The 13,059-nt window shown below is 75.1% G+C and carries 12 protein-coding genes; 11 read left to right on the forward strand and 1 reads right to left on the reverse strand.

The genetic code is table 11. The annotated features are described in order from the left end of the window. From prcA to ACWIX6_RS12135, 4 genes are all read left to right on the forward strand, one after another. On the forward strand, positions 1–930 hold the full coding sequence (prcA, locus tag ACWIX6_RS12120; RefSeq protein WP_448612680.1) for a proteasome subunit alpha: 930 nt from the start codon (positions 1–3) through the stop codon (positions 928–930). 59 nt (positions 931–989) lie between these two features. Further along, a complete protein-coding gene (gene pafA, locus ACWIX6_RS12125; RefSeq protein WP_448612681.1) occupies positions 990–2,348 on the forward strand; it encodes a Pup--protein ligase in 1,359 nt (452 codons plus the stop codon). Between the two features lie 143 nt (positions 2,349–2,491). Continuing rightward, positions 2,492–3,604, forward strand: a complete 1,113-nt coding sequence (locus ACWIX6_RS12130) for a hypothetical protein (RefSeq protein WP_448612682.1) — start codon at positions 2,492–2,494, stop codon at positions 3,602–3,604. A 48-nt stretch (positions 3,605–3,652) separates the two neighbouring features. Then, the gene (locus ACWIX6_RS12135) at positions 3,653–4,405 is read left to right on the forward strand and encodes an SDR family oxidoreductase (protein ID WP_448612683.1); all 753 of its coding nucleotides are present in this window, start codon (positions 3,653–3,655) and stop codon (positions 4,403–4,405) included. A gap of 144 nt (positions 4,406–4,549) precedes the next feature. Here ACWIX6_RS12135 and ACWIX6_RS12140 read toward each other — a convergent pair whose 3' ends face one another. Continuing rightward, positions 4,550–5,680 carry a DUF3866 family protein gene (locus ACWIX6_RS12140; RefSeq protein WP_448612684.1) on the reverse strand — a complete coding sequence of 377 codons (1,131 nt, stop codon included), beginning with the start codon at positions 5,678–5,680 and terminating at the stop codon, positions 4,550–4,552. 105 nt (positions 5,681–5,785) lie between these two features. On the opposite strand from ACWIX6_RS12140, the gene ACWIX6_RS12145 reads away from it, so the two are divergent. From ACWIX6_RS12145 to ACWIX6_RS12175, 7 genes are all read left to right on the forward strand, one after another. After that, positions 5,786–6,763, forward strand: a complete 978-nt coding sequence (locus tag ACWIX6_RS12145; protein ID WP_448612685.1) for a helix-turn-helix transcriptional regulator — start codon at positions 5,786–5,788, stop codon at positions 6,761–6,763. Then, the gene (locus tag ACWIX6_RS12150; RefSeq protein WP_448612686.1) at positions 6,760–7,725 is read left to right on the forward strand and encodes a helix-turn-helix transcriptional regulator; all 966 of its coding nucleotides are present in this window, start codon (positions 6,760–6,762) and stop codon (positions 7,723–7,725) included. The genes ACWIX6_RS12145 and ACWIX6_RS12150 overlap by 4 nt, the downstream gene beginning before the upstream one ends. A 29-nt stretch (positions 7,726–7,754) precedes the next feature. Further along, positions 7,755–7,961, forward strand: coding sequence for a hypothetical protein (locus tag ACWIX6_RS12155; protein ID WP_448612687.1), 207 nt, complete (start codon positions 7,755–7,757; stop codon positions 7,959–7,961). 96 nt (positions 7,962–8,057) lie between these two features. Then, the gene (gene tatA, locus ACWIX6_RS12160) at positions 8,058–8,390 is read left to right on the forward strand and encodes a Sec-independent protein translocase subunit TatA (RefSeq protein ID WP_448612688.1); all 333 of its coding nucleotides are present in this window, start codon (positions 8,058–8,060) and stop codon (positions 8,388–8,390) included. 20 nt (positions 8,391–8,410) lie between these two features. Further along, positions 8,411–9,334, forward strand: a complete 924-nt coding sequence (gene tatC / locus ACWIX6_RS12165; RefSeq protein ID WP_448612689.1) for a twin-arginine translocase subunit TatC — start codon at positions 8,411–8,413, stop codon at positions 9,332–9,334. A 67-nt stretch (positions 9,335–9,401) separates the two neighbouring features. Next, a complete protein-coding gene (locus ACWIX6_RS12170) occupies positions 9,402–12,242 on the forward strand; it encodes a DEAD/DEAH box helicase (RefSeq protein ID WP_448612690.1) in 2,841 nt (946 codons plus the stop codon). A 112-nt stretch (positions 12,243–12,354) separates the two neighbouring features. Continuing rightward, the gene (locus tag ACWIX6_RS12175; RefSeq protein WP_448612691.1) at positions 12,355–13,059 is read left to right on the forward strand and encodes a DUF4333 domain-containing protein; all 705 of its coding nucleotides are present in this window, start codon (positions 12,355–12,357) and stop codon (positions 13,057–13,059) included.

Here is a 13,059-nt window from a genome sequence, read left to right on the forward strand (position 1 = left end):
ATGACCATGCCCTACTACGCCTCCGCAGAGCAGGTCATGCGCGACCGCTCGGAGTACGCCCGCAAGGGCATCTCCCGCGGCCGCAGCGTCGCCGTCCTGACCTACTCCGACGGCGTCCTGTTCATCGCCGAGAACCCCAGTTCGACGCTGCACAAGGTCGGCGAGCTGTACGACCGCATCGGCTTCGCCGCGGTCGGCCGCTACTCGGAGTTCGAGAGCCTCCGGGTGGCCGGCGTCCGGCTGGCCGACGTCCGCGGGTACTCCTACAACCGCCGCGACGTCACCGGCCGGGTCATCGCCAACGCCTACGCGCAGACCCTCGGCGCGATCTTCACCGAGCAGATGAAGCCCTACGAGGTCGAGTTGTGCGTCGCCGAGGTGGGGGAGACCCCGGACAGCGACCAGCTCTACCGGCTCACCTTCGACGGGTCGGTGGTCGACGAGCCCGACTTCGTGGTCATGGGCGGGCAGGCCGACGCGGTGACCGGCAACCTGCGCGAGCACTTCACCCCCGGCATGGGGCTCGCCGACGCGCTGCGGGTCGGCGTCCGGGCGCTGTCGGCGGTCAGCCCGGCGACCGCGGCCAACGGCGGCGGCCACACCCAGCTGCCCGCCGAGCAGCTCGAGGTCGCGGTGCTGGACCGGCGCCGTCCCAAGCGGGCCTTCCGCCGGGTCGTCGGCGCCGCCCTGCGCACGCTGCTCAGCGACCAGCCGGCCGAGTCCGTCGACGTCACCCAGCCCGCCGTCGAGGCTGCCCACGTCCACGCCCCGAGCGCGCCCGCCCCCGGCACGCCGCCGGGTCTCGGCGACCCCGAGGCGGTCGACACCGTCGGCGGGACCGAGCACACCGCCGTCCCGCCCAGCCCGCAGGAGGGCGAAGGCGGCGGCACCGACGGCGGCACCGGGCACGACACCCCAGAGCAGCAGTGAGCGGCGCGGCGCGCTCGGGACACGAGCCGAGCGCGCCGCGGACGCCTAGGCTCGGTGAGGTGGAACGACGGATCTTCGGCATCGAGACCGAGTACGGCGTCACGTGCACCTTCAAGGGCCAGCGCCGGCTCTCCCCTGACGAGGTGGCCCGCTACCTGTTCCGCCGGGTGGTGTCCTGGGGCCGCAGCTCCAACGTCTTCCTCCGCAACGGCTCACGGCTCTACCTCGACGTCGGCAGCCACCCCGAGTACGCCACCGCCGAGTGCGACGACGTCTCCGAGCTCGTCGTCCACGACAAGGCCGGGGAGCGGATCCTCGAGGGCCTGATGGTCGACGCCGAGCAGCGCCTCAACGAGGAGGGCGTCACCGGCGACATCTACCTGTTCAAGAACAACACCGACTCCGCCGGCAACAGCTACGGCTGCCACGAGAACTACCTCGTCGGCCGGCACGGCGAGTTCAGCCGGCTGGCCGACGTGCTGATCCCGTTCCTGGTCAGCCGACAGATGGTCGTCGGCGCCGGCAAGGTGCTGCAGACCCCCCGCGGCGCCGTCTACTGCGTCAGCCAGCGCGCCGAGCACATCTGGGAGGGCGTCTCCAGCGCCACCACCCGGTCCCGGCCGATCATCAACACCCGCGACGAGCCGCACGCCGACGCGGAGAAGTACCGCCGGCTGCACGTCATCGTCGGCGACTCGAACATGAACGAGACGACGACGCTGCTCAAGGTCACCATCACCGACCTGGTGCTGCGGATGATCGAGCAGGGTGTCGTCATGCGGGACATGACCCTGGAGAACCCGATCCGGGCCATCCGGGAGATCAGCCACGACATGACCGGACGGCGCAAGGTCCGGCTGGCCAACGGCCGGGAGATGTCCGCGCTGGAGATCCAGACCGAGTACCACGACCGCGCTGCCGAGTTCGTCGACCGCGAGGGCTACGGGCCGGTGCACCGGCAGATGCTCGAACTGTGGGGCCGCACCCTCAAGGCCGTCGACTCCGGCGACCTGTCGCTGATCGAGCGCGAGATCGACTGGGCCACGAAGTACCAGCTCATCGAGCGGTACCGGGCCAAGCGCGACCTGCCGCTGTCCAGCTCCCGGGTCGCCCAGATGGACCTCGCCTACCACGACATCCGCCGCGACCGGGGGCTGTACTACCTGCTCGAGCGCGCCGGCCAGGTGGAGCGCGTCGCCCACGAACCGCGCGTGTTCGAGGCCAAGAACGTCCCGCCGCAGACCACCCGCGCCAAGCTCCGCGGGGAGTTCATCCGCCGGGCCCAGGAGAAGCGCCGCGACTTCACCGTCGACTGGGTGCACCTCAAGCTCAACGACCAGGCCCAGCGCACCGTGCTGTGCAAGGACCCGTTCAAGGCCGTCGACGAGCGCGTGGAGAAGCTCATCGCCAGCATGTGACGGACCCCTCTGCCCCCCACGCCTCGCGAGCTCGGCACGGGCCCCTGGAGAGGGGCCGATGGGTGCGGCGGGGGGCGAGGAGCGTCGGCTCCCGGAGGCGGGTCCCGGGGTCGCGACGGGACCTGGCGGGGGAGACTGCGCCGGTGACCGAGCGCGGCGATGCCCTGCTGGCCGGTCCACGCGGGCGACGGCTGTGCCTGGCCCTGGCGCTCGGTGGCGCCGGCCACTGGCCTCCGTCCCGGTGGCGGGCCCTGCCCTCCGGCTCGCTGCGGGACGACGTCCAGCCGCGGGACCTCCGCCGGTCGCTGCGGGCCCTCGTACGCGACCGCGACGTTGCCGCCCTCGGGCGCGCGGGGGACCCTGCCGACCTGCTGCCGGCGCTGGTGGAAGCCGTCGACTGGGCGCGGTACTGGCAGGAGGCGGACGACGCCGACCAGCTGCTCACCGACCCCGCCCTCGCCGCGGAGCTCGCCCCGGTCGCCCAGGCAGTGGTCTCCGCGCCCGCCGCGGCCTGGTGGGCGACGCCGCTGGCCGGCGACGACCAGCACGCCGTCGCCTGGCCGGAGGGTGACCCGCCCCGGTTCCGCGTCCCGCTGACCACCGGCGCGGCCGGCGCGCTGCACCGCTGGCGCGAGGAGATCCTGGCCGACGAGCGGCGGTCCGCGCGGGAACGGCCGGCCGACCCCCGGGCTCCCTGGTCGGGGTCCTGGTGGTCGGCGCCCGTCTCCTCCGGGCTCACCGTCACCCGCCGGTCGGTCCCCGAGGCCCCCGCCGGCGGATCGGGCACCCGCACGCCGCTCGCGGTCCCGGCGGGCCTCGTGCTGGTCGAGGACGGGTTCGACTGGCCGTCCGCCCGCACCTGGCCGGCACGACCGTCCCCCGGCGCCCGCGTGTACGAGGTGACCGGCCCCGACGCATGGGTGGCGCTGGTCGAGCGGCACCCGCTCGACGTCACCGCGTCCCGGCGGCACGACTGGTGGCGGGTCACCGGCTGGGACGGCGCCTGGGCCATCCCGGACTGGGCCGCCGTCGCGGCCGACCACGACGCGGTCCACCTCACCGTCGACGGCTACCTGTCCACCGCCGGTCGGGCGCTTGCGGTCGCCCTGCCCGGGACCCGGCCGGTCCGCACGCTGCTGGCCGGCTGGGACCCCGACGCCACCTGGTGGCTCACCGACGGGCTGATCGGGTTCGGCGAGCCCACCGACTGGCGGCGCCGGGAGGACCAGTCGCCGAGCTGGGAACCGGCCGGCTGAGCGGAAACCGGTCGCCCGACCGAGGCCGCCCCGGCCACACTGCGCCGCGTGGGCACCGCACTCGTCACCGGGGTCAGCCGCCGGGCCGGCATCGGGTTCGCCGTCGCACGCCGGCTGCTGGCCCAGGGTGACCGGGTCGTCGTCCACTCCTGGACGCCGCACGACGCGGACCAGCCCTGGGGGAGCGACGACCTGACCGCCGTCCTCGCCGAGCTGGGCGACCCGCCGCACCTGAGCGCCGACCTGGGGGACCCACGTGCGCCCGCCGCCCTCGTCGCCGCGGCCCGGGCCGCCGTCGGAACGCTGACCGTGCTGGTCGCCAACCACGCCCGCAGCGCAGAGGGCCGGGTCGCCGAGGTCACCGCCGAGGAGCTGGACCGCTGCTTCGCCGTCAACGCCCGGGGCAGCGTCCTGCTCACCCAGGCCTTCGCCGCCCAGTACGAGCCGGCGGCCGGCCCTGGGCGGGTCGTGCTCTTCACCTCCGGTCAGCACCGCGGCCCGATGCCCGGCGAGCTGCCCTACGCGCTGAGCAAGGGAGCGATCCAGGCGATCACGCCCACCCTGGCCGACGAGCTGGCCGACCGGGGGATCACGGTGAACTGCCTCAACCCCGGCCCGACCGACACCGGCTGGGCCGACGCGGACACCGCCGCGGCCGTGGCGGGGGCGATGCCTGGGAGCCGGTGGAACGGTCCGGACGACGCCGCCCGGGTCGTCGCCTGGCTCACCGGCCCGGACGCCGGCACGGTCACCGGCCAGACCATCGACGCCGAGGGCGGCTTCCGCCGCCGGCGCGTCTGACGTCCGCCCTCGGCCGGGCTGCCGCCCGCCCGTGAATCAACCGTTATCCCCAACATCGCCCCGCGACTGCAAGTCGCCGACCGGCGGTCAGCACCACCCGGCCGCCCTCCGGGCGGATCGACAACGGCAGGACCCCTGGCCGGGTCAGCCGGGGGAGACGGCGACCAGCTCCGCGGCGTGCCGCCCGGCCGCCGCGGCAGCCAGGAAGTAGGCGGTGTCCTCGGCCAGGCCACGGCCCATGGTCGACAGCCGGACCGGCAGGGCGGCCAGCGCGTCGTCCAGCCCGTCGGTGGACACGGTGACCACGGGGTTGCGGTCCGGCTGCCCGGCCAGGTCCTCGGCGACCTGGTCGGCCAGCTCCACCGGGAGACCCGCGGGGACGACCAGCGTCACCCCGGCAAGCGCCACCCGGCCGAACGCGGTCAGCGAGTGGTGGGAGACGCCGGTGTGCCGCGGCCGCGGGTCCGCGTCGGAGATCCGCAGCGCCCCGACCGCCCGGCCGCCGAGCACCGCGACGGCGTTGCACGCCTCCCCGGCGGCGACGCCGGAGAAGCCCCAGGGGGTGCCGGTGCCCAGGTTGCCCGGACCCTGGGTCACCACGGTGACGTCGGCGCGCAGCACGTGCCGGGCGGCGAGCAGGCCGGTGTGCACGGTGACCGCCTCGAGGTCCCCGCCGAAGGACTGGCCGACGGTGACCACCCCGGCCAGCGACCCGGCGAGCGCGTCCAGGGTGCGGGAGAAGGCGGCGGGCAGCGCGCCGCCGTCGGTCATCACGTACGCCACCCGCAGCGCCGGATCGGTGGCCTGCACCCCGGCGAGCACGGCGGGGAGGGCGGAGTGCAGGTCGGCGACGACGACCGGCATGCCGCCGACGTCCTCGGCGTCGGCGATCACCTGGTGGTGTTCGGTGTCCTGCTCGTCCACGCCCTGCACGGTCACCTGCAGCGCGGTGTAGCGGCCCTTGACCAGGTGCCCGGGGCCGGTCGGGTCCGGCGGCAGCCGGTCGGGGACGGCGACCACCAGCGCGTAGCCGCCGGTGCCCAGCCGCTGCGCCCAGGCCGTGGTGTTGAGCAGCACGTCGTCGTCCACCTGCGGGCTGCCGACGACGGAGGGGTGGGCCAGCGCCCGGAGCGTGCCGTCCCCGGGGACCTCGACGGTCAGCTCGCAGGCGTCCCGCCACGTCCGGCCCAGCGCGGTGACCCGACCGCGTCGCCAGCGGATCCGCGGGCCGGGTTCGGGAGACCTGGAGGAGGGCGGGGTGCCCGGGGACGTCACCGGGGCAGGCTAAGGGAAGGACCCCCTTCCTCCCCACTGGCCGCAGGGTTGGGGAGCGGGGCCCTGCGCGGGGCCACCGGTGACCCGGCTGACTAGCCTGGGTCCGTGGCAGCCAAGCGCGCGGAGCGACTGGTGAACCTGGTGATCGCGCTGCTCGGCACCCGGCAGTACGTCTCGGCCGCGCGGATCCGGTCCACCGTCCCCGGGTACGAGCCCGAGGACGGCACCGAGCGCGCCGACGAGGCGTTCAAGCGGATGTTCGAGCGGGACAAGGCCGAGCTGCGGGAGATCGGCGTCCCGCTGGAGACCGGCCGGAACAGCTTCTTCGACACCGAGGACGGCTACCGGATCGCCCGCAGCGACTACGAACTCCCCGAGGTCACCCTCACCGGCGAGGAGGCAGCGGCCGTCGGGCTGGCCCTGCGGCTGTGGCAGTCCGCGCAGCTGGCCGGCGCGGCGCAGAGCGCACTGGTGAAGCTGCGGGCCGCCGGCGTCGAGGTCGACCAGAGCCGCAGCATCCCGCTGCAGCCCCGGCTGGACGCCGGCGAACCGGCCTTCGAGCCCTGCTACGCCGCCGCCCGCGACCGGCGCGAGCTGGTCTTCGACTACCGCCGTCCCGACGAGGACACCCCGGTCCGCCGGCACGTGCAGCCCTGGGGCGTCGTCGCCTGGCACGGCCACTGGTACCTGGTGGGCCACGACCGGGACCGGCAGGCCCCGCGGGTCTTCCGGCTGTCCCGGGTGACCGGCACGCCGCGGACGGTGGGCCCGGCCGGCGCGTTCGAGCCGCCGGCGGACCTGGACCTGGCCGCCGTGGTGGCCGGCCAGGAGCGCCGCGAGGAGCAGCTGGTGGTCGTGCGCGTGCGGGCCGGCGCCGCCAACGGGCTGCGCCGCACCGGCACCCCGCTCGGCGCCGCGGAGGACGGCGAGGACCGGCTGCAGCTGCGCACCACCGAGCCGTGGGCGCTGGCCGACGAGCTGGCCGCCTACGGCCCGGACGTGCTGGTCGAGGCCCCGCAGCGGATGCGCGAGGCGGTCGTCGAGCGGCTGACCCGGCTCGCCGCGCTGGGGGAGCGGGCATGACCAGCCCGAGCACCGCGGACCGGATGACCCGGCTGCTGACCCTGGTGCCCTACCTGCAGGCCCGTCCCGAGGGCGTCCGGCTGGCCGACGCCGCCGCCGACTTCGGCGTGACCGAGGCCCAGCTGCGCCGCGACCTGGACCTGCTGTGGGTCTGCGGGCTGCCCGGGCACGGGCCCGGCGACCTGATCGACCTGTCCTTCGAGGGCGACCGGGTGCGGGTCACCTTCACCGCCGGGATGGTGCGCCCGCTGCGGCTGACCACCGACGAGGCCGTGGCGCTGACCGTCGCGCTGCGCACGCTGCTGGAGCTTCCCGGGCTGGCCGAGGGGGAGGCGGTGAGCCGGGCGCTGGCCAAGGTGTCCGCGGCCGCCGGGCACGCCGCCGAGCAGGCCGCACCGGTGGCGGTCAGCGTGGACGCCCGGGAGCAGGCGCTCGCCGTCGTCCGGGACGCCCTCGAGCGGCGCCGGGCTCTGCACCTGCACTACTACGTGCCCAGCCGGGACGAGCGCACCGAGCGGACCGTCGACCCGATGCGGCTGCTGCTGGTCGACGGCCACTGGTACCTGGAGGCCTGGTGCCGGGGCGCCGAGGGGGTGCGGCTGTTCCGGCTGGACCGGGTGGACGACGTCGCGGTCCTCGACGAGCCGGCCGCGCCGCCGCCGCAGGCGCACGAGCGGGACGTCGACTCCGGCCTCTACCAGCCCGGGGACGAGGCCCCGCTGGTCCGGCTGCGGCTGGCCCGGACCGCCCGCTGGGTGGCCGACTACTACCCGGTGGAGGACGTCGCCCCGGTCGAGGACCCGCCCGGCGGGCTGGCGGTGGCGGTGCGCACCGCGGACCTGTCCTGGGCCCGGCGGCTGGTGGCCTCCCTCGGCGGCGCCGCGCTGGTCGACGAGCCGGCGGAGCTGGGCGAGCAGGTCGCGGCCGACGCCCGGGCGGCGCTGGCGCGGTACGCGGACTGACCTCGCGGCCCGGCGGCTAGGGTCGGCCCGTGCTCTGGGTGTGGATCGCCGTCGTCGTCCTGGCCGTGCTGGTGCTCGGCACCATCGCGTTCGGCGTGCTCGGGGCCCTGCAGCGGCTGGTCGCGGAGCTCCGGGCGACCGACGCCGCGCTCGCGCCGGTACGCGCGGAGGTGCAGCGGACGGCGGAGCGGGCCGCCGTCCAACGGGGCGGGGACCGGCGGGCCACCCCGGCCTGAACCCCAGGTGACACCGGCGGCCCCCTCCATTGGAGGGGCGACCCGGTGGCGCTCTCCGCGTAGCATCCACAGCACGCCCACGACTCGGAGGACCCGATGCCGAACCTCGGCCCGCTGGAGATCGGCCTGATCATCCTGGCCGTCCTGCTGCTCTTCGGTTACAAGAAGCTTCCCGACGCCTCCCGGTCGATGGGCCGCTCGCTGCGCATCTTCAAGAGCGAGATGAAGGGCATGAAGGACGACGACGTCCGCGGCAAGGAGCCGGCGGCCACCACGCCGGTCGTCGGCGAGATCGTCCCGGCCCCGGCCCCGGCCGCGAAGGCGCCGGTGGACCTGGAGGCCGAGGCCGAGGCGGCGGAGCTGCGGGCCGCGGAGCTGCGCGCGCAGGCCGAGCGGTCCCGGTCGGCCGCGGCCGACGGCACCCGCTGACCTCTCCGTCCTGACGGCTCGTGAGCACGCCTGGGCGCCTGCGCGACCGTCGTCCGCGCCGTCCCCCGCGGGACGACGCGGCGACGATGACCCTCGTCGGCCACCTGCGCGAGCTGCGCAACCGGGTGGCCGTCGCGCTGCTGTTCGTGCTGCTCGGCATGGCCGTGTCGTTCTGGTGGTACGAGCACGGGCTCGGTGACTTCCTCCGCGCGCCGTACTGCGGCCTGCCGCCCGACCTGCGCTTCGACGGGAACGGCGACCAGAGGTGCGAGCTGCTGATCACCGACGTCTTCGGTGGTGTGTTCATCCGGCTCAAGGTCAGCCTGCTGGCCGGGGTGGTGCTGTCCGCCCCGTTCTGGCTCTACCAGCTGTGGGCGTTCATCACCCCAGGCCTCAAGCGGAACGAGAAGCGCTACGGGGTGGGCTTCGTGGCGATCTCCTCGCTGCTGTTCGCGCTGGGCGCCACGCTCGCCTACTTCTCGCTGTCGGCGGGGCTGGAGCTGCTGCTCGGCCTGGCCGGCTCGGGCACCGCGGTCGCGCTGACCGCGGAGAACTACATCGGCTTCGTGCTCTCCCTGCTGGTCGCCTTCGGGGTGAGCTTCGAGCTGCCCCTGCTGGCCGTCGCGCTGAACCTGGTCGGCGTGCTCAGCTACGACGTGCTGAGCAAGGGACGGCGGTGGATCTTCTTCCTCACCATCGTCTTCGCCGCCTTCATCACCCCCACCCAGGACCCGTTCACCATGCTGGCGATGGCCGGGCCGATGATCTTGCTGTTCGAGCTGGCCATCCAGATCGCCCGGTTCGTGGACAGGCGGCGGGCCAAGCGGGAGGCCGCGCTCGGCCTGACCGGCCTGGACGACGACGAGGCCTCGCCCGTCGTGGCCGGCCCGTCCGCGCTGGAGGACGCCAGCCCGCTGGACGAGCCGACGAGCGCTCCGCGCTGACCCTCGCGCCCCGCTGACCGTCGCGGGTCGATCCGCGGGGGTCGGACCCGGCGCATACCGTGGGGGCATGTCGAGCCCGGCCGAGCGGTACGCAGCTGCCCGGCGGCGCACCGCCCATCCCACGTTGTCGGACTTCACCGGTGAGCTGGGCTTCTCCCTGGACCCCTTCCAGGTGGAGGCCTGCGAGGCGGTGGAGCAGGGAGCCGGGGTGCTGGTGTGCGCCCCGACCGGCGCCGGCAAGACCGTGGTGGGGGAGTTCGCCGTCCACAAGGCCCTCCGGGAGGGGCGCAAGGCGTTCTACACCACGCCGATCAAGGCGCTGTCGAACCAGAAGTACAACGACCTGGTCGAGCGGTACGGCCCGGCCACGGTCGGTCTGCTGACCGGGGACAACGCCATCAACGGCGACGCACCGGTGGTCGTGATGACCACCGAGGTGCTGCGCAACATGCTCTACGTCGACTCCCCGGCGCTGACCGACCTCGGCTACGTGGTCATGGACGAGGTGCACTACCTCGCCGACCGGTTCCGCGGTGCGGTCTGGGAGGAGGTGATCATCCACCTGCCCGAGCACGTCACCCTGGTGTCGCTGTCGGCCACGGTCAGCAACGCCGAGGAGTTCGCCGACTGGCTGGTCACCGTCCGCGGGGACACCAAGGTGGTGGTCAGCGAGATCCGGCCGATCCCGCTGTGGCAGCACATGCTGGTCGGCTCCCGGGTGTTCGACCTGTTCGCGCTGCGGCCCGCGGCGCACGCGGGGGAGTGGGAGCAGTCCCCGCGCGGCCAGTCGACCCGCGAGCGGGGGCGGGCGGTCGTCGACCCGGAGCTGGTCCGCTACGTGCACGAGCAGGAGCGTCGCCACGACTCCCTGTCCAGGACGGCGTCCGGCGGGACGCGCGGCGGGTTCAGCCACAAGCCGCGCTACCGGCCGCCGTCCCGCCCCGAGGTCGTCGAGCGGCTGGACCGGGCGGGCCTGCTGCCGGCGATCACGTTCGTGTTCAGCCGCAACGGCTGCGACGCCGCCGTGCACCAGTGCCTGGCGGCCGGGCTGCGGCTGACCGACGAGGCCGAGCGGTCGGCGATCGCCGAGGTGATCGACCGGCGCACCGGCGCGCTGCCGGAGGAGGACCTGCACGTCCTGGGCTTCTGGGAGTGGCGGGAGGGCCTGCTGGCCGGTCTGGCCGCCCACCACGCCGGGCTGGTCCCCGCCTTCAAGGAGGCCGTCGAGGAGTGCTTCGTCCGGGGGCTGGTCAAGGCGGTCTTCGCCACCGAGACCCTGGCCCTGGGCATCAACATGCCCGCGCGCACCGTGGTCCTCGAGCGGCTGGTGAAGTGGAACGGCGAGGCGCACGTCGACGTCACGCCGGGGGAGTACACCCAGCTGACCGGGCGGGCCGGGCGCCGCGGGATCGACGTCGAGGGTCACGCGGTCGTCGTCTGGGCACCGGGTGTCGACCCGGCCGCGGTCGCCGGGCTGGCCAGCACCCGCACCTACCCGCTGCGCTCGTCGTTCCGGCCCAGCTACAACATGGCGGTCAACCTGGTCGGGGCCTTCGGCCGGGACCGGGCGCGGGAGCTGCTGGCGGCCTCGTTCGCGCAGTTCCAGGCCGACCGGTCGGTGGTCGGGCTGGCCCGGTCGGCGATCCGGCACGAGACCGAGGCCCAGCGGCTGGCCGCGGACATGCACTCCGACGCCGGCGACGTCGCCGGGTACGCGCGGCTGCGGGCGGAGATCTCCGAGCGGGAGAAGGCGCTGTCCCGTGACAGCCAGGCCCGGCGCCGGCTGGAGGCCAGCGAGTCGCTGGAGGCGCTGCGGGTCGGTGACGTCATCCGGGTCCCCAGCGGTCGCCGCCAGGGACTGGCCGTCGTGCTGGACCCGGGCATCACCGAGCTCACCGAACCCCGGCCGCTGGTGCTCACCGAGGACAAGTGGGCCGGCCGCCTCGCCGCGGTGGACTTCCCGTCCCCGGTGACGCCGCTGACCCGGGTGCGGGTCCCGAAGAACTTCAACCACCGCAGCCCGCACGCCCGCCGCGACCTGGCCTCCACCCTGCGCAGCGCCCGGGTGGAGAACGACCTGGGCGCGCGCCGCACGCGCGGCCGGTCGGCGGCCGCCGACGACCCGGTGCTCGCCGACCTGCGGCACGCCCTGCGCGCCCACCCGGTGCACCAGCTGCCCGACCGGGAGGACCGGGTCCGGTCCGCCGAGCGCTGGCTGCGGGAGCTGCGGGAGGCCGAGTCGCTGCGCCGCCGGATGGACGAGCGCACCGGGTCGCTGACCCGGCAGTTCGACCGCACGTGCGACGTCCTGGAGGAGCTGGGCTACCTGCTGCCGGCGGCCGACGCGCCGGCCGACGTCCCCGCCGACCCGGCGGCGCAGCCCGAGCCGCTGGTCACCGACGCCGGCCGGCGGCTCGGGCGGATCTGGTCGGAGACCGACCTGCTCACCGCGGAGTGCCTGCGGTCCGGTGCGTTCCGGGGCCTGACCCCGGCCGAGCTGGCCGCGTGCGTGTCCACGCTGGTCTTCGAGGCACGCCGGGACTCCCCGGGGCAGCCGTCGGTGCCGGCGGGGACGGTCGCCCGGGCGATCGCGGAGATGCGGCAGGTGCGGGTCCGGCTGGTCGACGTGGAGGTCGAGCACCAGGTGCCGATGACCCGCGACCTGGACCTCGGCTTCGTGTGGGCGGCGTTCCGCTGGGCGGACGGCCAGACCCTGGACCGCGTCCTCGCGGGGGCCGAGCAGGCCGGCACGGAGCTGTCCGGCGGTGACTTCGTGCGCTGGGCGCGGCAGCTCATCGACCTGCTCGACCAGCTGGCCAAGGTCGCCGACGAGCCGGTGGCCGGCGTGGCCCGGGCGGCGGTGGGGCGGTTCCGTCGGGGCGTCGTGGCGGTCGCGGTCAGCGGGTGAGCGGGTGGACGGCGGCTCCCGGCCGCGGACCGCGGGGTAGGACAGAATCGGTTTCCGGTCGCGGCGGCGAGCCGGCGGCCGGACCGGAGCAGCGCAGGACCAGGGAGCGACGATGACCCACCCGCCGTACGGGGACGACGAGCGGGACCGGTGGCCAGGCGACGGCACGCGGGCGGGGGAGGACCCGGCGCCGGGCAGGCACGCGGCCGAACCGCCGTTCGGGCCGCCCCGGCAGGCCGGGCAGCCGGCTGCGTCCCCGCAGTACGGGCAGCCCCAGTACGGGCAGCCCCAGTACGGGCAGGGTCCCTACGGGCAGCCGCAGTACCCGCAGCCCGAGTACGGGCAGCCCCAGTACGGGCAGGGCCCCTACGGACAGCCCCAGTACGGGCAGGGCCCCTACGGGCAGCCCCAGTACGGGCAGTCGCAGTACCCGCAGCCCCAGTACGGGCAGCCGCAGTACGGGCAGCCGCAGTACGGGCCGCCCGGGTGGGGACAGCCGCCCGCGCCGGCGCGGCGGTCCCGGCGGAAGCAGAACCTGATCGCGCTGCTGGTCCTCGCGGCGGTCCTGCTCGTCGTCCCCTTCCTCCCCGGACTCGGCGGCTCGACGGCACTGGACCCGGAGTCCGTGCAGCGGGACGTCGCCGAGCAGTTCGAGGAGCGGGAGGGCGTCGCGTTGGAGCTGTCCTGCGACGGCGACATGACCGTGGAGGCAGGCCGGAGCTACGACTGCGCGGGCCTCACGGCCGACGGCGAACCGGTCAGGATCACCATCACGGTCACCGACGAGGACGCCAACTACACCTGGTCCAGGGGCTGA

This window comes from Modestobacter sp. URMC 112 (assembly GCF_053502575.1).

What these genes read in the sequence shown, in the direction of transcription:
- ACWIX6_RS12170 (WP_448612690.1), top strand. Translation starts at nt 9,402, where the DNA reads ATGTCGAGCCCGGCCGAGCGGTACGCAGCTGCCCGGCGGCGCACCGCC.
- tatA (WP_448612688.1), top strand. Translation starts at nt 8,058, where the DNA reads ATGCCGAACCTCGGCCCGCTGGAGATCGGCCTGATCATCCTGGCCGTC.
- ACWIX6_RS12150 (WP_448612686.1), top strand. Translation starts at nt 6,760, where the DNA reads ATGACCAGCCCGAGCACCGCGGACCGGATGACCCGGCTGCTGACCCTG.
- ACWIX6_RS12175 (WP_448612691.1), top strand. Translation starts at nt 12,355, where the DNA reads ATGACCCACCCGCCGTACGGGGACGACGAGCGGGACCGGTGGCCAGGC.
- prcA (WP_448612680.1), top strand. Translation starts at nt 1, where the DNA reads ATGACCATGCCCTACTACGCCTCCGCAGAGCAGGTCATGCGCGACCGC.